General features: G+C 67.4%; 17 protein-coding genes. 12 read left to right on the top strand and 5 right to left on the bottom strand.

The genetic code is table 11. The features are described from left to right. The first annotated feature begins 2 nt into the window (after positions 1-2). From QSJ34_RS06685 to QSJ34_RS06675, 3 genes are all read left to right on the top strand, one after another. On the top strand, positions 3-851 hold the full coding sequence (locus QSJ34_RS06685; RefSeq protein WP_285572108.1) for an NIPSNAP family protein: 849 nt from the start codon (positions 3-5) through the stop codon (positions 849-851). Beyond that, entirely contained in the window at positions 848-1483 is a 636-nt protein-coding gene (locus QSJ34_RS06680) for a LysE family translocator (protein WP_285572089.1), read from the top strand. The genes QSJ34_RS06685 and QSJ34_RS06680 overlap by 4 nt, the downstream gene beginning before the upstream one ends. Before the next feature lie 196 nt (positions 1484-1679). Then, entirely contained in the window at positions 1680-2678 is a 999-nt protein-coding gene (locus QSJ34_RS06675; RefSeq protein WP_285572079.1) for a sugar-transfer associated ATP-grasp domain-containing protein, read from the top strand. A 13-nt stretch (positions 2679-2691) separates the two neighbouring features. Here QSJ34_RS06675 and QSJ34_RS06670 read toward each other — a convergent pair whose 3' ends face one another. Then, positions 2692-3606: a prepilin peptidase gene (locus QSJ34_RS06670; protein ID WP_285572074.1), complete on the bottom strand. Its 915-nt coding sequence runs from the start codon at positions 3604-3606 to the stop codon at positions 2692-2694. 65 nt (positions 3607-3671) lie between these two features. On the opposite strand from QSJ34_RS06670, the gene QSJ34_RS06665 reads away from it, so the two are divergent. Further along, positions 3672-4328 (top strand): peptidylprolyl isomerase, encoded by a 657-nt coding sequence (locus QSJ34_RS06665; RefSeq protein ID WP_285572072.1) that lies wholly within the window; start codon positions 3672-3674, stop codon positions 4326-4328. 25 nt (positions 4329-4353) lie between these two features. Beyond that, entirely contained in the window at positions 4354-5079 is a 726-nt protein-coding gene (locus QSJ34_RS06660) for a lysophospholipid acyltransferase family protein (RefSeq protein WP_285572071.1), read from the top strand. A gap of 12 nt (positions 5080-5091) precedes the next feature. Here the strand turns inward: QSJ34_RS06660 and QSJ34_RS06655 are convergent, their stop codons facing one another. After that, complete coding sequence (locus QSJ34_RS06655) at positions 5092-5505, bottom strand: phage holin family protein (protein ID WP_285572069.1); 414 nt, start codon at positions 5503-5505, stop codon at positions 5092-5094. Between the two features lie 16 nt (positions 5506-5521). Continuing rightward, positions 5522-6415 carry a serine O-acetyltransferase gene (locus QSJ34_RS06650; protein ID WP_285572067.1) on the bottom strand — a complete coding sequence of 298 codons (894 nt, stop codon included), beginning with the start codon at positions 6413-6415 and terminating at the stop codon, positions 5522-5524. 96 nt (positions 6416-6511) lie between these two features. Here QSJ34_RS06650 and QSJ34_RS06645 point away from each other — a divergent pair, with 96 nt between their 5' ends. Beyond that, the gene (locus tag QSJ34_RS06645; RefSeq protein WP_285572064.1) at positions 6512-6877 is read left to right on the top strand and encodes a nuclear transport factor 2 family protein; all 366 of its coding nucleotides are present in this window, start codon (positions 6512-6514) and stop codon (positions 6875-6877) included. Positions 6878-6915: 38 nt separating this feature from the next. Here QSJ34_RS06645 and dnaE read toward each other — a convergent pair whose 3' ends face one another. Both dnaE and QSJ34_RS06635 read right to left on the bottom strand, forming a co-directional pair. Next, positions 6916-10542 (bottom strand): DNA polymerase III subunit alpha, encoded by a 3627-nt coding sequence (gene dnaE / locus QSJ34_RS06640; RefSeq protein WP_285572062.1) that lies wholly within the window; start codon positions 10540-10542, stop codon positions 6916-6918. 173 nt (positions 10543-10715) lie between these two features. After that, positions 10716-11930: a 7TM diverse intracellular signaling domain-containing protein gene (locus QSJ34_RS06635; RefSeq protein WP_285572059.1), complete on the bottom strand. Its 1215-nt coding sequence runs from the start codon at positions 11928-11930 to the stop codon at positions 10716-10718. 115 nt (positions 11931-12045) lie between these two features. Between QSJ34_RS06635 and QSJ34_RS06630 the strand changes: the two genes are divergently transcribed. From QSJ34_RS06630 to QSJ34_RS06605, 6 genes are all read left to right on the top strand, one after another. Next, positions 12046-12969, top strand: a complete 924-nt coding sequence (locus QSJ34_RS06630; protein ID WP_285572056.1) for an ABC transporter ATP-binding protein — start codon at positions 12046-12048, stop codon at positions 12967-12969. 3 nt (positions 12970-12972) lie between these two features. Then, positions 12973-13833, top strand: coding sequence for a hypothetical protein (locus QSJ34_RS06625; RefSeq protein WP_285572050.1), 861 nt, complete (start codon positions 12973-12975; stop codon positions 13831-13833). Beyond that, on the top strand, positions 13833-14753 hold the full coding sequence (locus QSJ34_RS06620) for an ABC transporter ATP-binding protein (RefSeq protein WP_285572037.1): 921 nt from the start codon (positions 13833-13835) through the stop codon (positions 14751-14753). The genes QSJ34_RS06625 and QSJ34_RS06620 overlap by 1 nt, the downstream gene beginning before the upstream one ends. A gap of 166 nt (positions 14754-14919) precedes the next feature. After that, entirely contained in the window at positions 14920-15708 is a 789-nt protein-coding gene (locus QSJ34_RS06615) for a hypothetical protein (protein ID WP_285572029.1), read from the top strand. Positions 15709-15841: 133 nt separating this feature from the next. Next, entirely contained in the window at positions 15842-17134 is a 1293-nt protein-coding gene (locus tag QSJ34_RS06610; RefSeq protein WP_285572025.1) for an immunoglobulin domain-containing protein, read from the top strand. Positions 17135-17168: 34 nt separating this feature from the next. Then, a complete protein-coding gene (locus QSJ34_RS06605) occupies positions 17169-19727 on the top strand; it encodes a DEAD/DEAH box helicase (protein ID WP_285572022.1) in 2559 nt (852 codons plus the stop codon). Positions 19728-19747: the final 20 nt, after the last annotated feature.

The raw sequence follows: 19747 nt of genomic DNA, 5'->3' as shown, positions 1-19747 counted from the left end.
TCATGAGTCGCCCTACGTCAAGGCTGGCCTTCGCCTCTGCCGGCTTCCTGCTGGGAACAGTCATCTGGGCCCAGACGCCTCCTCACAGCGTTTCCATGGACACGGTGAAGCATCTTCAGGATTACCCGGTCATCGAATTCCGCCGCTACGTCACCAAGGAAGGCGAGCGGCCCCATTTTGTGAAGTACTTCGACACCTACTTTCCCGAGGCCTTCGAGCAGCTCGGCGCCATGGTCTTCGGTCAGTTCCTGGAGCGGGGGAATCCGAACCGCTTCACCTGGCTGCGCGGCTACAAGGAACTAAGCGCCCGCCCCGTCATCTGCAGTGCCTTCTACTACGGACCCCTCTGGAAGGAACATCGAGCCAAGGTGAATGCGATCTTGCCCGATAGCGACAACGTCATGCTCCTGCGCCCGCTGCGGCCGGGCCAGGGCATCCCCGTACTGCCTGCAGTGGATCCGGTGATCGAAGGGGAGGGGGCCCAAGGCCTCGTGGCGGCGCAGATCTTCAGTGTCCAGAAAGGCCAGGAGGAGGCCTTTGCGAAGGCGGCGGAGCTGGCCTTCGCCCGCTACGTGATGCCCAGCGTCCGCTCGGCGGGTCTACTGGTCTCCCTGGAGGCCACCAACAACTTCCCGCAGCTTCCGATCCGCGAGGACGGGCCCTTCCTCGTCTGGATGGGCTTGGTGCGCGACGACGCGACGCTGAACGGACGCCTCCTCCCGCTCATGGAGGAGGCCGAGCGGACGCTGATGGCGACGGGCCTGCTGCGCGGCGCGCCGGAGCGCGTGGTGATGGATTCCTCCCCGCGCTCGCGCTTGCGTTGGCTTGCAGGCACGGAGCCCCAGCCATGATCTCGCCCGCCAAGCTGGGCCTGTTTTTCGCCGTGGTCTTCGGCGTGATCCTCCTGCCCGGCCTCGACATGGCCTTCGTGCTGGGCAGCGCGCTGGCGGGTGGGCGACGACGCGGTCTGGCCGCCGTGAGCGGGATCATCGCCGGCGGCATCTGCCACGTGGGGATGACGGCGACGGGGATCGGCATGCTGCTGAAGGTGGTTCCCGGCGCCTTCAACGCGCTGCTGCTCGGTGGTGGGCTGTACATCGGCTGGATCGGCCTTTCGCTGATGCGGGGCGGCGCCGACTTCAGCCTGAATCCTCAAGTAGAGGCCCGCTCCAGGGCGGCGACCTTTCGCCAGGGGGTGCTGACGAGCCTGCTCAATCCGAAGGCCTACCTCTTCATGCTGGCGGTCTTCCCCCAGTTCCTGCGGCCAGAGCTGGGCGCGATCTGGGCCCAATCCCTCGTGCTCTGGCTCATCATCGCGCTCAACCAGCTGGGCGTGTACGGGGGTTTGGCGGTGGCGGCGGACCGGGCCCGTCGCTGGATGCAAGGTCGGCCCGGGGCCGGTGCGCTCGCGGCGCGCTGGGTTGGCGGACTGCTGATGGCCGCGGCCCTGTTGACGGTCCTCGAAGGCTGGCGGCGGATCTAGCCGCCGCCTGGAAGAGCCGCTCGGGCCCCTGCTCCCGGACGGACTTATTGACGAGGGCAGTCAGGATGGTCCTAGAATGGCCATAGATTCACGTTCGTGAATATAAAAACAAGGGAAAGTCATGCCAAGCGTATTTGGATTATACCAATCGCTTCAGCGAGGGCTGGATGCTGCCTGCGATGTCGGAATCAAGTACGTGTTCAATCGGGAGCTGGATCGGCTCCTTCGGAAAGACGATGCGCTGAGCCGGGAGCAGCGCCGGGAGGCCGAGGCCTACTGGCGGAAGTACACCCGGCAATACGCGTCGAAATGGTGCCGCTTCTACGCCTCCCGCCACGGCGCCTTCGACGTGCGGTTCGTCCCCGACGACCTTTACTACGGCGACATCGACCGGCACTTCAACAACAAGGCCATGGCCCAGGGCGTGGATGACAAGAACTACTACTCCCTGCTCTTTCCCGAGGCCAAGCAACCGCTCACGGTGTTCCGCAAGATCGCCGGCATCCTCTATGACGGTTCCTACGGGTTCATCGACCGCGCCCAGGCCCTGGAGCTGTGTCGCCAGCATGGGCGGATCATCTTCAAACCCGCCATCGATTCCTACGGGGGCAGCGGCATGCGGTTCTGGGATTCAGAGGAGGGGATGCCCGCCCTGGAGGCCCTGGTCGACCGGCTCTCCGGCAATGTCATCGCCCAGCAGGTGATCCGGCAGCACCCCGCCCTCAGCGAGATCCACGCGGCCTCCCTCAATACCATCCGCATGGTGTCCCTGATCCTGGAAGGCGAGGTGCACATCCTCTCCTGCATCCTGCGCATGGGGATGGGGGGAAACCGAGTGGACAACGCCAGTTCCGGGGGCATCACCTGCGGCATCCACCCGGACGGCCGCCTCAAGGAGGTGGCCTTCTCCCTCGACGGCAGGCGGTGGGATCGGCATCCCCAGGGCTTCGAATTCTCCAAGGGGCTGATCCCCTCCTTCGAGCAGGCGAAGGCCATGATCCGGAAGCTCCACGCGCGCCTCGGCCACTTCAGGTTGGTGTTCTGGGACGTGGCCATCGACGAGGCCGGCGAGCCCGTGCTCATCGAAGCGAACCTCCGGGCCGGCGGCCTGGGCGCCATTCAATACAACAACGGGCCCCTGTTCGGAGACCTGACGGACAAGGTGCTTGCGGAGGTCTACCTCGCCAAGGGCTGAGTGTCCGGTCCGCCTATCCCATCCACCCCAGGTAGCCCAGCCACAGGGCCCGGCCGAAGAAGACGACGACGGGCGTGGCGAGGGCGAGGAAGCAGCCGAAGGGCAGCATGGTCTGGCTGCTGGAGCGGCGCAGGAGCATGAGGGGCAGGCCCACGGCGGTGCCGAGGCCGGCGCCGAGGAAGAGGATGCCGAGCATGGGGCCCCAGCCCCAGAAAGCACCGAGCCAGGCGAGCATCTTGAAATCGCCCATGCCCAAGCCGTCGGTCTTGCGGATCCACTTGTAGATCTGGTTCATCAGGGCCGGCACGCCGTAGCCCACGGCCAGGCCGATGAGGCTCTGCGACCAGGTGACCGCGGGTTCGAAGCCGTGGTAGGCGGGGCTCGGCTGCAGGCCGTTGTGGAAGGCCAGGGCCTGGAGCAGCCGGTCGGGGCCGGTCCAGATCGTGAGGAGCGTTTCGGGCCGGAAGATCTGGGGCAGGGTGAACAGGATGCCGAGGCCCATGAGGGGGAACTGGAGGACGTCGGGCAGCATCATCTCGGTGAAGTCCGTGAAGAACAGCACGATCAGCGCGAAGCCGCAGATGAGGCCCTTGAACCAGATGAGCGATCCGACGGGGAAGATCCACGGCGAGACGGCGAAGAGCAGGCCGCCGAGCAATTCCACCAGGGGATAGCGCAGGGGGATGCGCCACCCGCAGGCGGCGCACCTGCCGCGCAGCCAGAGCCAGCCGAAGAGGGGCACGTTGTGCCAGGGCTTGATCTTCGCTTTGCAGCCGGGGCAGTGGCTGGCCTTGGTGATCACGTTGCGGTCCGCCGGTTCCTCCTGGGGCAGCCGGTGGATCAGCACGTTGCCGAAGGAACCCACCACCAGGCCGAAGGGGGCCAGCAGGGCGGAGATCATCCAGGGGGGGAGGTCCAGGAAGGGCATGGTTCACGATAGCGGGGACCTCTGGCCTTTTCGCGGCAGAATGAAGTATCCCACTCGGAGTTCCCGTGACCCGCTTCCTGTCTTGCACCTTCGCCCTGGCCCTGCCCGCCCTGGCCTTGCCGGCGGCGTGGGCCCAGGTGCCGGCCTCCCAGCCGGCCCAGGCCCCGGCGCCCGAATCGGCTCCTGCGGCGACGCCCACACCTTCCGTCAAGCCCCGGGTCCAGTTGCTCACGAGCTACGGCCCCATCGTCGTGGAACTGGAGCCGGAGCTGGCGCCCAAGACCGTGGAGAACTTCCTGCGCTACGTGAAGGAGGGCCACTACAAGGGGACCATCTTCCACCGCGTGATCGACGGCTTCATGATCCAGGGCGGCGGCATGCTCGAGAACCTGGAGGAGAAGCCCACCCACGAGCCCATCCTCAACGAGGTGCCCCAGACCTTCAAGGCGGGCTTGAAGAACTCGCGGGGCACCATCGCCATGGCCCGCCAGGACAATCCCCAGAGCGCCACGGCGCAGTTCTACATCAACGTGGCGGACAACCCGAGCCTGGATCCCCAGGGCATGCAGAGCTACGGCTACTGCGCCTTCGGACACGTCATCTCGGGCATGGAGGCCGTGGACAAGATCTCCAAGGTGAAGACCGAATGGCGCCGCGGCCAGGGGGACATCCCCCAGTTCCCGGTGCGCATCAAGGACGCCATCCTGCTGCCCCCCCAGTAGGACGCCGGTGCCCAGTAGAACGCGAGTGCATCGTCCCTTCCTGCAGCCGATGCTGGTCTGGGTTTTCGGCGGTCTGGCCCTGGCCCTGGCCGTCTGCCTCTGCTTCCTCCTCACGCCCTTCGTGGGCGGGCGCCGGGCCTTCTGGCTGGTGGCGCCCTATTACATCCGCGGCACGGCCTGGGCCTTCGGGATCCGGCGCGAGCTGGCGGGCTGGGAGGAGCTGCCCGCGGAGGTCCGGAAGGGGGCGCGCTCGGTCATCTTCGTGGGCAACCACACCTCGCTCTTCGATCCGCCCCTGATGATCTCGACCCTGCCCAGCCACCCGGTCTTCATCGCCAAGCGTGAACTGGCGCGGGTGCCCTTCCTGGGCTGGGTGATCTGGCTGGCGGAGTTCATCTTCATCGACCGCGACCGCCACGGCGCCGCCCGCCAGAGCCTGCAGGAGGCCGCGGATCGCATCCGAGCCGGGCAGAGCATCGTTACCTTTCCCGAGGGCACGCGCAGCCGCGACGGTGGCCTGCTGCCCTTCAAGAAGGGGGCCTTCCACCTGGCCTTCGAAGCCGGCGTGCCTGTCGTGCCTCTCGCCATCCACGGCGGCCTGGAGGTCCTGCCTCGCGGCACCTGGCGCGTGAAGGGAAGCCCATACCGCATCCAGGTGGGGAAGCCCCTGGAGCCCCGCGACTTCGCCGATCCCGAAGCCCTGCGCCAGGCCGCGGAATCGGCGGTGCGGGAACTGCTGGGGAACGGGTAGGGCTTCAGCCTCTCAGTTCACCACCTTGATCCGCGGTGCCGAACCCTGGCCTGGCCCCTGGGGCCGCTGGCGGTCCCTGGGGATGAAGATGGCGCCGAGGACGGAGGCGACGAGGCTGGAGACGAGAGCCCCGAAGAAGCCCGCCCAGAAGCCGCTGACGGTGAAGTTCAGGCCCAGCCGGGCGGAGAGCGCGCCCGCCAGCCAGAAGACGAGGCCGTTGATGACGAGGCTGAAGCAACCGAAGGAGCAGGCCATGGGCACGAGGGCGATGAGCTTCAGGAAGCTGCCCACCGTGGTGTTCAGGGCCGCCAAGAGGATGGCCACCACCAGCAGGTCGAGGAAGGTGCCGTGGCCGAGGCCGGGCACGAAGCTGCAGGCCACCAGCAGGCCCAGGGCCGAGAAGATGAAGCGGAGAACGACGTTCATAAGGGCATCCTGGTCGTCATGAAGGCATTCCGTCCTTTTCGTTGGCCTGGGTGATGATGCTGCCCGGGGGCACGCTGCGGGTGAGCCACACGTTGCCGCCGATGGCGGATCCCTTACCGAGGGTGATGCGGCCGAGCACCGTGGCATTGGAGTAGATGATGACGTCGTCTTCCACCACGGGGTGGCGGGGTACGCCCTTGACGGGGTGACCGTCGGCATCCAGCGGGAAACTCTTGGCGCCCAGGGTGACGCCCTGGTAGATCCGCACGTTCCGGCCGATGATGCAGGTTTCGCCGATGACGACGCCCGTGCCGTGGTCGATGAAGAAGCGCTCGCCGATTTCGGCGCCGGGGTGGATGTCGATGCCCGTGAGGCTGTGGGCCTGCTCCGTGATCATGCGCGGCAGCAGGGGCACGCCCAGCTTCAGCAGCTCGTGGGCCAGGCGCTGATGGGTGATGGCCAGCAGGCCCGGGTAGGAGAAGAGCACCTCTTCGGGCGTGGTGGCCGCCGGGTCGCCCTCGAAGCCCGCCTGGATGTCCGTGCCCAGCAGGCGCCGCACCTCGGGCAGGCGGGCGAGGAAGGCCCCGGCCACGGTCCGGGCGCGTTCTTCGCAGTCCTTGCAGCAGGGATCCGAAGCCATCAGGCCCCGCTGGATCTGGTCGGAAAGCTCACTCACCACCCGGTCCAGGTGGGCGCCCAGGTGGTAGCGCAGGGTTTCGGCCTTCAGTTCGGAGGTGCCGAAGTAGCCCGGGAAAAGCAGGGCCCGCAGTTCGTCCATGAGGGCCGCGAGGGCCGTGCGGGACGGGAACTCCCGCTGTCCCAGCGGCATGTCGGCGAAGGCCGTCGAGGCCTCGGCCAGCGCTTCGACCACGGTGTGCAGGTCGGGAGACGATGGGCTTGGGCGGGCCATGGGGACTCCGGACGGAACCCTTGAGGATAGCGTCACAAGGCAGGCGCCGCGGGGCCGGATCTCATGGGGCGTTCCCCTCCCGCCGAAGAACGGTCCATGGATATCAAGCTGGGCCAGGAGCGCCTCGAGGCGTATTTCCGGACCTTCAACGCCTCCGACGAGGCGGGGCACTTGGCCTGCTTCCATCCCGAGGCGGCCTTCTTCGGCTCGGGGAGCGGAAGCTGCAAGGGGGTCGTGGCCATTCGCGGGGTCTACCAGGCCGCGAAGCAGAGCCTGGATCTCCTGGAGATGCACCCGCTGGAGACCTATGGTGTCCACCCGGAGCTGGCCGTCCGGGTGGAATTCCGGGGACGGAAGAAACAGTTTCCGGCCGTCCTCGTGTTCAGGTTCGACGAGGCTGGGGCCATCCTGCGCCTGTCGATCCTCTACGACCTGCGGAAAACGGTGACTGAACCGTTCTGAGGCCCGGGCACCATCGTGGAAGGGTGAGACCAGGTGCCCTAGTAGGTCCAGCTCAGGGCGCAGCCCGTTTCCTTGGCGAGCTTTTCGGCCAGGTCCGGATCGTGTTTCAGGCGCAGGTCGTGTCCGGCCTTCACCCGGGCCGTGAGGCCCTCCTTCGATCGGTACTCGAAGGTCACGGGCAGGTCCCCCTTGTGATCGGCCAGCAGCGTCGCCATGCGTGGCGGGCATTCCCCCGGGGGCAGGCGGATGAGCGCGCCCGTGAAGCCCTGGCCCTGGAAGCTTTCCAGGGGCTCGAGCATGGTGGCGAAGACCTTCACGACGGTCTGCTCCTCGTCTTCTTCCCCTTCGGCGCCATTGCCGTTGCCCTGGATCGTCTCCACGCGCAGTTCGCCCGTGATGCGGAGCATGGCCTCGGGCACGGCGAAGTGGCGGTAGCGCTCGAAAGGCCGCATACCGGGTTTCTTGGTGACGGGGTCCCACTTGCTGGCCATGAGCAGCACTTCCATTTTGCCCGTGAGATCTTCCACCACCATGATGGCCCAGGGTTCGCCCTTCTGATTGGCCTTGAAGGCGACGGTCGAGACCATGGCGCCCAGCGTCACCTCGTTGCGGTCGCGCAGCCGCCCGGAGGTGGCATCCTCCACGATCTTGGCGAGGGTGCCGTGGGTGTGCACCTGGATGGCGTCCGCGAATTCCTCCAGCGGATGGCCGCTGACGAAGAGGCCCAGCACCTCGCGCTCCGCGGCGAGGCGCGTCTTGCGATCCCAGGGCTCGATGTTCTCGGGCACGCGCCAGTCCTCTTGAAGGGTGGCCATCTCCGCATCGTCGAAGAGGCTGGTCATGCCCGCGTCGTCGTTGCCCCGCGAAGCGGCGGACACGGCGTCCGGAAGGCCCTGCAGCAGGGCCGCGCGGTTGGGTTCCAGGCTGTCGAAGGCGCCGGCCTTGATGAGGCATTCCCACACCTTGCGGTTGGCCTTGGAGAGGTCGGTGCTCTTGAGGGCGTGGAAGAGATCCTTGAAGCGGCCCTCGGCCCGGCGGGCCTCCATGATGGCCTGCAGGGCGGCGTCGCCGAGTCCCTTGACCGCGGCAAACCCGAACCGGATCTGTCGTTCGGAAGTCGCCGTGAAATCCAGCGCCGATTCGTTGATGTCGGGGCCCAGCACTTCGATGCCGCCCTCGCGGCAGTTCTGCACGTACTTGGCCACGTCATCCGTGCGGCCGGACTTGGTGGAAAGCAGGCCCGCCATGAACTCCACCTTGAAGTTCGCCTTCAGGTAGGCGGTCTCGTAGGCCACCATGGCGTAGGCGGCGCTGTGGCTCTTGTTGAAGCCGTAGCCCGCGAAGAACTCGATCAAGTCGAAGAGCTCGGCGACCTTGGTCTTGTCGTATTTCCGATCGACGCCGCGCTCGATGAACTTGGTCTTCTCCTTCGCCATCTTCTCCTTGTCCTTCTTGCCCATGGCGCGGCGCAGCATGTCGGCCTCGCCGAGCGAATACCCGGCGATGAGGCTGGCAATCTGCATGACCTGCTCCTGGTAGAGGATCACGCCGTAGGTCGGGGAGAGGATGGGCTCCAGGTCGGGGAACATGTAGGTGACGGGCTCGCGGCCGTGGCGGCGCTCCACGTACGTGGTGCCCATGCCCGCGCCCAGGGGGCCCGGGCGGAAGAGCGCGTTGAGCGCGATGAGGTCGTCGAAGCGGTCGGGGCCCAGCTGTCGCAGCAGCTGCTTCATGCCGCCGGATTCGAACTGGAAGACGCCGTCCGTGTCGCCCGCGGCGAAGAGGTCGAAGGTCTTCTTGTCGTCGAAGGTGCGGATGGTGGTCATGTCCATGGGCTGCCCATGGCGCCGCGCGATGACCTCCTGGGTCTTGGCGATCTGCGTCAGCGTTTCCAGGCCCAGGAAGTCCATCTTCAGAAGGCCGGCGCGCTCGGCGTCGATCATGGTGTACTGCACCATCACCTTCTTGTCCTTATCCATGCTCAGCGGCGCGAACCGGGTGAGCTCGTCAGGGGCGATGATGACGCCCGCCGCGTGCACGCCGGTATTGCGGGCCAGGCCTTCGAGACGCGCCGAGATGTCGAGGATGTTCTTCACCTCGGGATCGCTCTCGTACAGCTCGCGCAGCTTGTCGCTCTTCTCCAGCGCCTCGCCCACGGTGATGGGCTTGCCGGGCTCCTGGGGCACCAGCTTGGTGAGGTTGTTGGCGAAGGCGAAATCCTTCTCGAAGACCCGCGCCACGTCCTTGATCACGGCCTTGGTCTTGAGCTGGTTGATGGTGACGATGTTGCTGACCTTGTCCTGGCCGTACTTCTCGGTGACGTAGTCGATGACGCGCTGGCGGCCGTCGCGGCAGAAGTCGATGTCCACGTCGGGCATGGATACGCGCTCGGGGTTGAGGAAGCGCTCGAAGAGCAGGTCATACTGCATCGGATCGATGTCCGTGATCTTCATGGACCAGGCCACGATGCTGCCCGCCGCCGAGCCGCGGCCGGGGCCCACGGGCACGCCCATCTCCCGGGCCTTGCGGATGAAGTCCCAGACCAGCAGGAAGTAGCCTGGGAATCCCATCTTCAGGATCATGTCCAGCTCGAAGGCCAGGCGCTCGCGGTATTTTTCTTCGGGATGCTTGAGGGCGCCGGCCTGCCAGAGGGGGCGGCATTCCGCCAGGCGCTGCTCGAAGGTCTCCTTGGCGATATGCACGAAGTAGGATTCCAGGTCGAAGCCCTCTGGCACGGGGAAGCGCGGGGTGACGGGCTTGCGCGTGATGGGGAAGAGGTCGACCTTGGCCGCGATTTCGAGGGTGCGCTCCAGGTATTCCGGGTGATCGGGGAACACGGCCCGCATCTCCTCGGGCGTTTTCACGAAAAACTGATCCGTTGAGAAGCGCATGCGGCGCTCCTTGGCCTTGGTGGTTTTGGTGCCGATGCAGAGCAGCGTGTCGTGCAGGTCGGCATCCTCGTGATTGAGGTAGTGGGCGTCGTTGGTGGCCACGAGCGGGATGCCCAGACGCTCTGCGAGCTGCTGCTGGAAGGGGATGATCTCCTTCTCTTTGTCGAAGCCCTGGTCCTGGATTTCCAGGTAGAAGTCCTCGCCGAAGAGGTCGCGGAAGTCCCGGGCCACGCGCTCCGCCTGGTCCAGGCGGTTCTGGAGGATGCGGGCCTGCACCTCGCCGCCCAGGCAGGCGGACAGCGCGATGAGACCCTCGCTGTGCTCGCGGAGGATGTCCTTGTCGATGCGCGGCTTGTAGTAGAAGCCCTCGGTGAAGCCCGCCGATACGAGCTTGGAGAGGTTGGCAAAGCCCACGGGGTTCTTGGCCAGCAGCACCAGGTGGTAGCCCGCGTCACGGCTGCCGCTGGGATCCACGCAGTCCTCCAGTCCCTCCTCGCCCGTCGTGTTCTTGGCCTCGAGCTTCCGGTCGAAGCGCGTCTTGGGGGCGACGTAGACCTCGCAGCCCAGGATGGGCTTCACGGCCCAGTTGCCATCGGCGTCCTTCGTCTTCTCGCAGGCGTCGAAGAGCTTCATCATGCCGAACATGTTTCCGTGATCCGTCACGGCCACGGCGGGCATGCCGGAGTTGCGGCATTTCTTGACCAAGTCGGGAATGCGCGTCAGGCCGTCGAGGAGGGAATGCTCGGTGTGCAGGTGCAGATGGGCGAAGCTCATGCGGCACCTCCTGTGCCGCACCCTTCGGGCTGCGGCTTCGCCAAAGTGGTATTTCGCTCATGCTTCATACTCATAAATCCATTCTCCGACGGATGCCGCGGTTTCGGGCAAGTGCCCCCGGGTCAGTGCCTGCCGGCCCTCACGGTCTCGGCGCCTGCCCGGCCTTCACGGCCTCAGCGCCTGGACAGGAGTTGCTCGAGGCTGTTCCGCAGGCTTTCCTCGGTGGGGCCGGGCTCCAGGCGGGCGTGGGGTCCCTTGGTGGCCGGGCCGCCGATCTGGATCCAGCGCGGGCGGCGCCGGAGCAGGTCATCCTCCCGCCAGACGGCGAGGATGCTCGGTTCCCGGGCCCAGATGAGCACACTGGGATAGGGTCCTTCGCGCGGAGGCACGGTGCCCCAGAGGTGCACGTTCGCGCCCCAGGAGCGCAACAGCCCCTGGATCCTCGCGCTTTCGATGGCGTTGTCCAGGCCGATGGCGACGGTCCACCCGGACAGGAAGCCTTGATTGCCGGGTTGGGCCTCCTCCTCGCGCTCGTAGGATCCGAGGCGTTCGTGGTCGTAGAGGGGTCGGCTGTGGACGCGGTAGGTGGCGCCGTCCGAGCCCACCAGCGAGGCCTCCGGCGAGGTCCGGATGCGGTCGGGCCAGCTCGTCCCGAAGAGGGCGTCCATGGCCTGGGAGGGGCGGTCCGTGCGGAACGCGTGGCCCGGGACGAGGCTGCGCCAGGTTTCGCTTTCGGTTTCGGCCGCGTGGATGCGCGATTCCATGCTGTTCACCACGAGCCACTGCCAGGAGGTGCCGATGGCCATGGCCAGGATCACGAGGCTGAAGCCCGAGAGGCGGATCTTGAGGTCGAAGAAGCTGAGGGCCGTGATCTCCACCACCACAGGCAGGGTGAGGCCCAGGAGGCCGAGGAAGAGCCGGCGTGCCATGGGATCCCCGTCCTGCCGCGCCCTCAGCGTCCAATAGATGAGGAAGCCGCAGCCCACCAGGTAGGTGACGTTCGCGGCGTTGTGCATGAACGTGTCCCAGAAGCCGGGATGCGGCAGCAGCAGATTTCGCGCGTAGTTCGGGACCATGCCCAGGGCGATCCATCCGGCGAAATGGCGCGGGAAGTGCCGGGGGAACAGGTTGGTCAGGGCGGCGCAGAGGGCGATGAACCCGCAGGTCACCAGCAGGCTCTGGGCACGGTCCACCAGGTCGGGGTTGAGGGTGGGCAGGGTGCCCAGGGCCAGCACGGCGTGGCGCAGGCCCACGAGGAGGCAGGTGACGGCCAGCCAGCCCATCATGCGGTCGCGGCGGGAGAGGGCGTCGGTGCCGAAGCTGAAGAACAGGGCCGCCAACGCCCCGGTCTGCAGGGCGTCGAGGAAGGGCCAGTCCAGGAGTTGCATGCGGGGCCTTCGGGGAAGTGGGAGGATGATGGTGGTCTACAGCCTAATCCATTCCCGCGCCCGCTCGTAGCCGCCAACATCCTGGAGCATTTGTGACCGCAGCCTGGAGGCCCCGTTGATCGCCTTCGAGAACCTGGAAGTGCGCTACGCCGCGACGTCGGCGCCCGCGCTGAAGGGCCTGACCCTCTCCCTCGACCGAGGCATCGTGGGCCTGCTGGGCCCCAACGGCGCCGGCAAGTCCACCCTGCTGAAAACGCTGCTGGGCCTTCTGGCGCCCTCCATGGGCTCGGGCACGGTGCTGGGCGTGGCCCTGGATGCCGCGGAGTCGGCGAAGCTGCGGGCCCGCATCGGCTACATGCCCGAGTACGACGCCCTCATCGAGGACGCCTCGGCCTACGAGCAGGTGGCCTTCTGGGGTGAATTGAGCGGCCTCGCGCCCGAAGCCGCGCGGGACCGCGCCCACGAGGTGCTCTACTTCGTGGGGCTCGACGAATCGCGCTACCGCCCCGTCAGCGGCTATTCCACGGGCATGCGCCAACGGGTGAAGCTGGCCCAGGCCCTTGTGCACAGCCCGGAGTTGATCTTTCTGGACGAACCCACCAACGGCCTCGATCCCGATGGTCGCCGCCGCATGCTGGACCTGGTGCTGCGCGTGCACGCCGAACTCGGCACGGGCGTCATCCTCGCGTCCCACCTGCTGGGCGACGTGGAGCGCGTGGCGGATCAGCTCGTGATTCTCGACCAGGGCCAGATCAAGGCCGCGGGCTCCATGGCGGGCCTGCGCAAGGCGCTGGCGAAGCGGGTGGAGCTGCGTTTCCTCGATCCGCTGGACGCGGCCCAGGAGGCGGCCCTGTCCGAACTGGGCGCCGTGCTGGAGGCTAGAAACGGCCTCTACGATCTGGAACTCACCGAGGCCGATCCCCGCGGTGCCTTCCGCTGGGCCGAAGGCCAGGGCGCCACCCTCGTGCAGGTGACCCCGCGCCACGACCGCTTGGACGAAGTGCTGCTCCGGGCCCTCCATCCTCAGACGGGAGCCTAGTCCATGCCCATCTACGCCCCCACGCTCCCGCCCGCGCCGGATCTGCACCTGGGCCAGCCTCCGGTCCTCGTGCTCATGCGCTTCGACTTCACGCGGCTCTGGCGCCAGAAGATCGGCCGCTTCTTCGGCTTCGCCTTCCTCATGCTGCTGCTCTGGAAGGTGGCTCGCATCTATGTCGACCACCTGCTCCACACGAACGAGGCTTTCAAGCCCATGCAGGATTTCGCGAAGACGATCCTGACCCAGGGCGCCGACTTCCAGGCGGACCTGCTCAACCCCGCCAGCTACCTGCTCTGGTTCCTCGTGGCCCTGGTGGGCGGCGGCCTCGTGGCGCGGGACACGCTCTACCGCGTGCGGCCCCTGATGTATGCCCACCCCGTGGCACCCAAGGATTACCTGCTCGCCAAGCTGGGCTTCGCCTCCCTGCTGCCCTTCACGATCCTGCTGCCCTTCGCCATCCTGCCCTGGCTCATGTCGCTCCTGCTGGCGGGCTTCCACGGCCCCGTCTGGGCCACGGCGCCCCTGCGCCTGCTGCCGGCCATGGCCATCGCCTCGGCCCTCATGGGCTCGCTGGCCGTGGGGGCCTCGAGCATGGCAGCCACGCCCCGCGCGGGCATCGGCTGGGTGCTCGGCCTCGTGCTGGGCGCCAGCACCCTGGCCTCCATGATCCACGGCCTCACGGGGATTGCCGCCGTGGACGCGCTGAACCCCATCATGCTGGCCGAAGCCTGGCCCCAGCTCTTCGTGGGTGTGGAGCGCCCCATGGTGGCGTGGCTGCCCGCCTTCCTCGGCACGGCCCTGCACATCGCCCTCTGGACCTTCGTGGCCGCCAAGCGCACACGACCTTCTGAAGCGGTGATCTGATGATCGTTCTCGATCGCGCCTCCCTGCGCTACGGCCCCATCCTCGGCCTCAGCCCCACCACCTTCGAGCTGCCGGACGGCGGCGGCATCACGGGCCTGCTGGGCCCCAACGGCGCCGGCAAGTCCTCCCTGCTGCAGCTGCTCTCGGGCCTGCTGCCACCCTCGGGCGGCGACGTGCGGGTCTTCGGCCAGGCCCCCTTCCGCAACCCGGCCGTGCTCGCGCGCCTGGGCCTCGTGCCCGAGGGCGACCGCCTGCCCACGGGCCTGCGCGCCGACCGCTGGCTGCGCATGATGGGCGAACTGTCCGGCCTCACGGGCGAAGCCTTGAATGCCGCAGTGGCCAAGGCCCTCGAGACCGTGGGCATGGCGGACCGCGCCCACCTCACCTTCACCCGCATGTCCAAGGGCATGCGCCAGCGCATCCGCCTGGCCCAGGCCCTCATGCACGGGCCCGAGCTGCTCATCCTGGACGAGCCCTTCAACGGCCTGGATCCCGAAGCCCGCCTCACGCTCATGGCCCTCCTGCGCGATCTGGCGGAGAAGGGTACGCGCATCCTCGTGTCGAGCCACATCCTCGGCGAGATCGCCCAGCTCACGGACCGCATCCTCCTGTTGTTCCGCGGCCGCCTGCTGGCCGAAGGCACGGTCACCGAGATCCGCCAACTGCTGGACCGCCATCCCGTGGAACTGCGCCTGACGGGCGAGGCCCAGGTGCTGGCCCGCTGGGCCGTGGAGCAGCCCGAACTGGCCGCGATGCGCATGGAGGAGGACGCCGTCGTCATCTCCGTGCGCTCCCCCCGCGACATCCTCCCGCGCCTGCAGAAGGCCGCGGCCGAAGGCGGCATACCCCTGCGCGCCCTGGATCCCCTGGACCTCAACCTGGACGCGGTCTTCCAGTATTTGACGAAGGATCACGCCTAATGCTGTCCGGGGGTTCCTCGCTGCGCGCCTCCATGTATCGCAACGCTGCGCGTTGCTCCCGCTCGCCGCTGGCTTGCGGACATGGAGCCTCCCCCCAGGCCCCCGCGCCTGGGCCAGGCGGAGCCTGTCCCAGGCTTGCTCCACACCGTTGTCATTCGAGGTGCCGATGAGCACTGCAATTCCTTCTCCCCTGGCGACGATCCGCGCCACGGCGCTGGGCTACGCGCCCCGCGTCCTTCAGGGCCGCGGCTGGGTGCTGGCGGGCCTCGTGGCCCTGCCGGTGGGCCTCAGCATCGTCATCTTCACCGTGACGCGCTTGCAGGGCGTGGAGGGCAATCCCGGCGAGGCCCTCAAGATCTTCCACGGCGTGCTGGTGATGATGATGCTGCCCATCATGGCCCTCGTGGCCGCCCCCGCGGGCATCCGTGAGGATCTCGAACAGCGCACCCTGGCCCTCATGCTCGTGCGGCCCGCCCCCGCCTGGGCGATGCCCCTCGGCAAGGGCCTGCCCTGGTTCTTCTGGGGCGCGGCCTGGCTGGTGATCGGCACGCTCGGCCTTCAGGTCATCGGCGGCGATCCCGCCCTGCTGCCCGGGCGCCTGGTGGCCCTCGTCAGCGCCTGGTGGGGTGAGCTTGCTTTGATGACGCTCGTGGGCCTGCTCTTCAAGCGCGGCACCCTCTGGGGCGCCCTCTATTTCTTCATCTGGGAGCCGCTGGTGCGGGTCTTCCCGCCCTTCCTGCAGCGCCTCACCTTCACGCACCACATCGAAAGCCTCGCCGGCAGCCGCGCCGCCGAGGTCCGCGCGAATCAGATGCTGGCCCAGGAACAGGTGACCACCCATCCGGTGCTTGCCTGCCTGGCCCTCCTCGCCTTCGGCGCTCTCTGCTGGGCCCTGGCCGGCTGGAAGCTGCACCGCACGCCCATCGGACTCGCGGGGAGCGAGGCGGAGGGCTAGTTCCAGCCTCCTCGCATCACCCCCAGGACTTAAGTCGGGATTCCTGAAATCAGGACTTTGGGTGGATGGACCGGACTGATCCCATCCCCATCTTCCTCCCTGTGAAGCCGGTTCTGGTTTCGCGGGAGGCCCCATGAACAAGCTCGCCGTGCTGTCCCTGATCGCCGTGTGCCTGGTCGTTCCAGGGTGCAGGCCCAAGGAATTTTCGTTTCCGGCAGATGCCTCCAATCCGTGGCCGCATCCCGTGCCAAGCAGTCCCTTCTTCCAGGTGTCTCCCTCGGATCAGAGCGTCAAGGTCGGCCAGTCCGCCACCTTTGTCAGCCTTGCGTCCGGTGTGGGGAGCCTGAGCTACCAGTGGTACCGCGACAATGCCCCCATCCAGGGCGCCCAGTCGGCGACCTACATCCTTCCGGTGGCGAAGCTGGAGGACGATGGCGCCCGTTTCCGGGCCTTGGTGGTCGATGCCCATGGCTCGGCCTGGAGCCTCCCCGCCCAACTCAAGGTGCAGATCTGGCTGGCGGACCTGGCGATCAGCGGCATCCAGGCGGTGCTTCCCGAGGGGCCATCCCTCCTCCCGGGCGGGAGCCTGCCACTGGTGATCGCGGCCACGCAGGCCTCGGGCCCGGCGCTGGCGACGGAAGGCCGCGGCGGCGGAAAGGTGGGCTGGGACAATTTCACCTTCCAAACCGAGGTGGTCGCCGTGGATGCGTATGGAATCGTTTCCCTGCCAGAGGATCCGCGGGTGAGCGATGGGGTGCTGCCCCACCTCCACGCTTCCGTCGTCGATCGCTCGGACCTTGCGGCGGACCTCGACATCCCCGTTCGCTACGACGGTGCCTTCCTTTGCGATGTGTCCGGGGCGGCCGGAGCCCAGGGCAGCAGCGGATCCGATGGCTATTCCGGATTCTCCGGAAGCATGGGCTCCTGTGACCCGGACAATCCGCAGGCCGGAGGCAACGGCACGGATGGCGGGTCCGGGGGCAGCGGTGGCGATGGGGGACCGGGGGCGCCGGGCCCCGATGTCCAGGCCTGGGTGTGCCTGCATCCGGGAGCCGTCCCGCGGCTCGAAGTGAAGGTCGCCACCCAGAGTCAGGTGCGGTATTTCTTGGTCGATCCCCACGGCGGAAGCCTGCTCCTGAAGGGCGATGGTGGGGCGGGCGGGCCCGGAGGCAACGGGGGACGGGGCGGCGCCGGCGGTTCCGGAGGGTACGGTTGTCCGAATGGCTCCGATGGGATGTCCGGTTCGGATGGCCCGGGCGGCTCAAGCGGTGTGGGAGGGCCGGGCGGCAGCATCACGGTGTGGGTGGATCCGGCCGCGAGCCCCTTCCTGTCCACCCTCCACTTCTCGAACAAGGGGGGCCTGCCCTACGGCCAGGACGGGCCGCCACCCGTCATTCACGTCACGCCTGTCGAACCCCTGTGGTGAGGGCGCCCCTGCGATGATGGGGGCTGGAGCCCTGATGCCGCTGTCCCTCTTCGAACACCTGCCCGCACCCGCCGAAGCCACGCCCGACGCCCTGCTGGGGGCCTTCCTGGCCTACGTGGAGACGAAGCGGCTGGCGCTCTACCCGGCCCAGGAGCAGGCGGTGCTCGAGCTCTTCGAGGGGAAGAACGTCATCCTCAACACGCCGACGGGTTCGGGGAAATCCCTCGTGGCCTCGGCGCTGCACTTCGCGGCCCTGGCGGCGGGACGGCGCTCGGTCTACACCTGCCCCATCAAGGCCCTGGTGAACGAGAAGTGGATGGCGCTCTGCCGCGAATTCGGGCCCGAGAACGTGGGCCTCTCCACGGGCGACGCCACGGTCAACCGCGACGCGCCCATCCTCTGCTGCACGGCGGAGATCCTGGCCAACATGGCCCTCAGCGAAGGCGAGGAGGCCGACGTGCGGGACGTGGTGATGGACGAATTCCACTACTACGCCGACCGCGAACGGGGATTTGCCTGGCAGGTACCCCTGCTGGCCCTGCCGCAGACACGCTTCCTCCTGATGAGCGCCACGCTGGGGGACACGACCTTTTTCGAATCCGAACTGACCCGGCTCAACGGGTTGCCCACGGTGGCCGTGAAATCCGGCGATCGCCCCGTGCCGCTGGCCTTCAGCTACTCGGAACTGCCCCTGTCCAGCACGCTGGAAACCCTGCTCGAAGAGGGCAAGGGGCCCATCTACCTCGTGCATTTCACCCAGGCCGAGGCCGCCGCCAGCGCCCAGGACGTGTCGAGCCTCAACGTGAGCACCCGCGAGGAGAAGACGGCCCTGGCCGCGGAGATCGGCGACTTCAAGTTCAACAGCCCCTACGGTCCCGATCTCAAGCGCTGGCTGCGCGTGGGCATCGGGCTGCACCACGCGGGCCTGCTGCCCAAGTACCGCCTGCTCGTGGAGCGGCTCGCCCAGAATGGCCTGCTCAAGGTCATCTGCGGCACGGACACGCTGGGCGTGGGCATCAACGTGCCCATCCGCACGGTGCTCTTCACGAAGCTCTGCAAGTACGGCGGCCAGAAGACCTCGATCCTCACGGCGCGGGACTTCCACCAGATCTCGGGTCGCGCGGGGCGCAAGGGATACGACACGGTGGGCTACGTGGTGGCCCAGGCCCCCGAGCACGTCATCGAGAATCTGCGCCTGTCACAGAAGCCCGGCAAGAAGTTCGTGAAGCGCCCGGCGCCAGAACGCAACTACGCCCATTGGGAGAAGGCCACCTTCGAGAAGCTCCAGGCCGCCTCGCCCGAGCGCCTCGTGAGCCGCTTCCAGGTGAACCACGGGATGCTGCTCAACGTGCTCAGCCGCCGTGGCGATGGTTGCGCCGCCATGCGCGGGCTTATCCACGACTGCCACGAGACCGAGCATCAGAAGGCGGCTCATTTCCGCCGGGGATGGCAGCTCTTCAAAACGCTCGTCGTGCGCGGCATCGTTGAATTCCAGCCACCGGACGAGCAGGGTCGCAAGCTGCGCGTGAACGCGGATCTGCAGGCGGACTTCGGCATGGACGAGACCCTCAGCCTCTACCTGCTGGACACCCTGCCGCTGCTGGATCGCGACTCGCCCGAGTACGCCCTGGACCTCATCACCCTCGTGGAAAGCATCCTCGAAGATCCTGACTTCATCCTGCGCAGCCAGCTGCACAAGCTGAAGGGCCAGGCCGTCGCCGAGATGAAGATGGCGGGCATCGAGTACGAGCAGCGCATGGAGGAGCTGGAGAAGCTGGAATACCCCAAGCCCCTGCGGGATTTCATCTACAGCACCTTCAACGAATTCTCGGACAAGCATCCCTGGGTGGGCCAGGAGAACATCCGGCCCAAGTCCATCGTGCGCGAGATGTTCGAAAGCTACCTGAGCTTCGCCGACTACGTGCGCACCTACGAGCTGCAGCGGGCCGAAGGTCTGCTGCTGCGCCACATCAACAGCACCTTCAAGGTGCTTTCCAAGACCGTGCCCGACGCCGCCAAGACCGACGAGGTGCGTGAAATGGAAGCCTACCTCGGCGCCATGCTGCGCCAGGTGGACTCGAGCCTTCTGGACGCCTGGGAGCAGATGCAGAACCCCGACTTCGTGCGTCAGGAGGAGGCTCTCGCCATGCCCGGCGCCGAGGAGGCCGCTCGCGACGTCACGCGGGACCGCAAGGCCTTCACCGCCGCCATCCGCGCCAAGCTCTTCGCCTTCCTCCACGCCTGCCTGGCCGGCGAATGGGACGAGGCCCTCGCGGGCCTGGGCGCGGCCGCGGAAGCGGAGCCCGGCGAGGGCGAAGCGGCCTGGACCCCGGATCGCCTCAAGGCCGCCTTCGCCGAGTACCGCGCCACCCATGACGGCCCCCGCCTCGATCCCGAGGGGCGGAACCAGCGCCACACCTACGTTCAGCCCAAGCCCGACGAGGCGGGCGTGTGGCTCGTCCAGCAGATGCTCGTGGATGCGGACGAACTGAACGACTGGGTGCTGGAGGTCGACGTGGATCTCGCCGCCAGCCGCGAGGCCAAGCAGGCCGTGCTGACCCTGAGGGAGATCGGCCCCTTCGGCGCGCGCTGAGGGCCGCCAAGCTTCCCCTC

Origin of the sequence: Geothrix limicola (assembly GCF_030268085.1) — a bacterium.
Lineage (GTDB): Bacteria > Acidobacteriota > Holophagae > Holophagales > Holophagaceae > Geothrix > Geothrix limicola.
The sequence above is the reverse complement of the archived record's forward strand: the minus strand, read 5'-3'. Positions and strand labels throughout refer to the sequence as shown.

What these genes read in the sequence shown, in the direction of transcription:
- QSJ34_RS06685 (WP_285572108.1), top strand. Translation starts at nt 3, where the DNA reads ATGAGTCGCCCTACGTCAAGGCTGGCCTTCGCCTCTGCCGGCTTCCTG.
- QSJ34_RS06680 (WP_285572089.1), top strand. Translation starts at nt 848, where the DNA reads ATGATCTCGCCCGCCAAGCTGGGCCTGTTTTTCGCCGTGGTCTTCGGC.
- QSJ34_RS06670 (WP_285572074.1), bottom strand. Translation starts at nt 3,606, where the DNA reads ATGCCCTTCCTGGACCTCCCCCCCTGGATGATCTCCGCCCTGCTGGCC.
- QSJ34_RS06655 (WP_285572069.1), bottom strand. Translation starts at nt 5,505, where the DNA reads ATGAACGTCGTTCTCCGCTTCATCTTCTCGGCCCTGGGCCTGCTGGTG.
- QSJ34_RS06650 (WP_285572067.1), bottom strand. Translation starts at nt 6,415, where the DNA reads ATGGCCCGCCCAAGCCCATCGTCTCCCGACCTGCACACCGTGGTCGAA.
- QSJ34_RS06645 (WP_285572064.1), top strand. Translation starts at nt 6,512, where the DNA reads ATGGATATCAAGCTGGGCCAGGAGCGCCTCGAGGCGTATTTCCGGACC.
- dnaE (WP_285572062.1), bottom strand. Translation starts at nt 10,542, where the DNA reads ATGAGCTTCGCCCATCTGCACCTGCACACCGAGCATTCCCTCCTCGAC.
- QSJ34_RS06635 (WP_285572059.1), bottom strand. Translation starts at nt 11,930, where the DNA reads ATGCAACTCCTGGACTGGCCCTTCCTCGACGCCCTGCAGACCGGGGCG.
- QSJ34_RS06625 (WP_285572050.1), top strand. Translation starts at nt 12,973, where the DNA reads ATGCCCATCTACGCCCCCACGCTCCCGCCCGCGCCGGATCTGCACCTG.
- QSJ34_RS06620 (WP_285572037.1), top strand. Translation starts at nt 13,833, where the DNA reads ATGATCGTTCTCGATCGCGCCTCCCTGCGCTACGGCCCCATCCTCGGC.
- QSJ34_RS06615 (WP_285572029.1), top strand. Translation starts at nt 14,920, where the DNA reads ATGAGCACTGCAATTCCTTCTCCCCTGGCGACGATCCGCGCCACGGCG.
- QSJ34_RS06610 (WP_285572025.1), top strand. Translation starts at nt 15,842, where the DNA reads ATGAACAAGCTCGCCGTGCTGTCCCTGATCGCCGTGTGCCTGGTCGTT.
- QSJ34_RS06605 (WP_285572022.1), top strand. Translation starts at nt 17,169, where the DNA reads ATGCCGCTGTCCCTCTTCGAACACCTGCCCGCACCCGCCGAAGCCACG.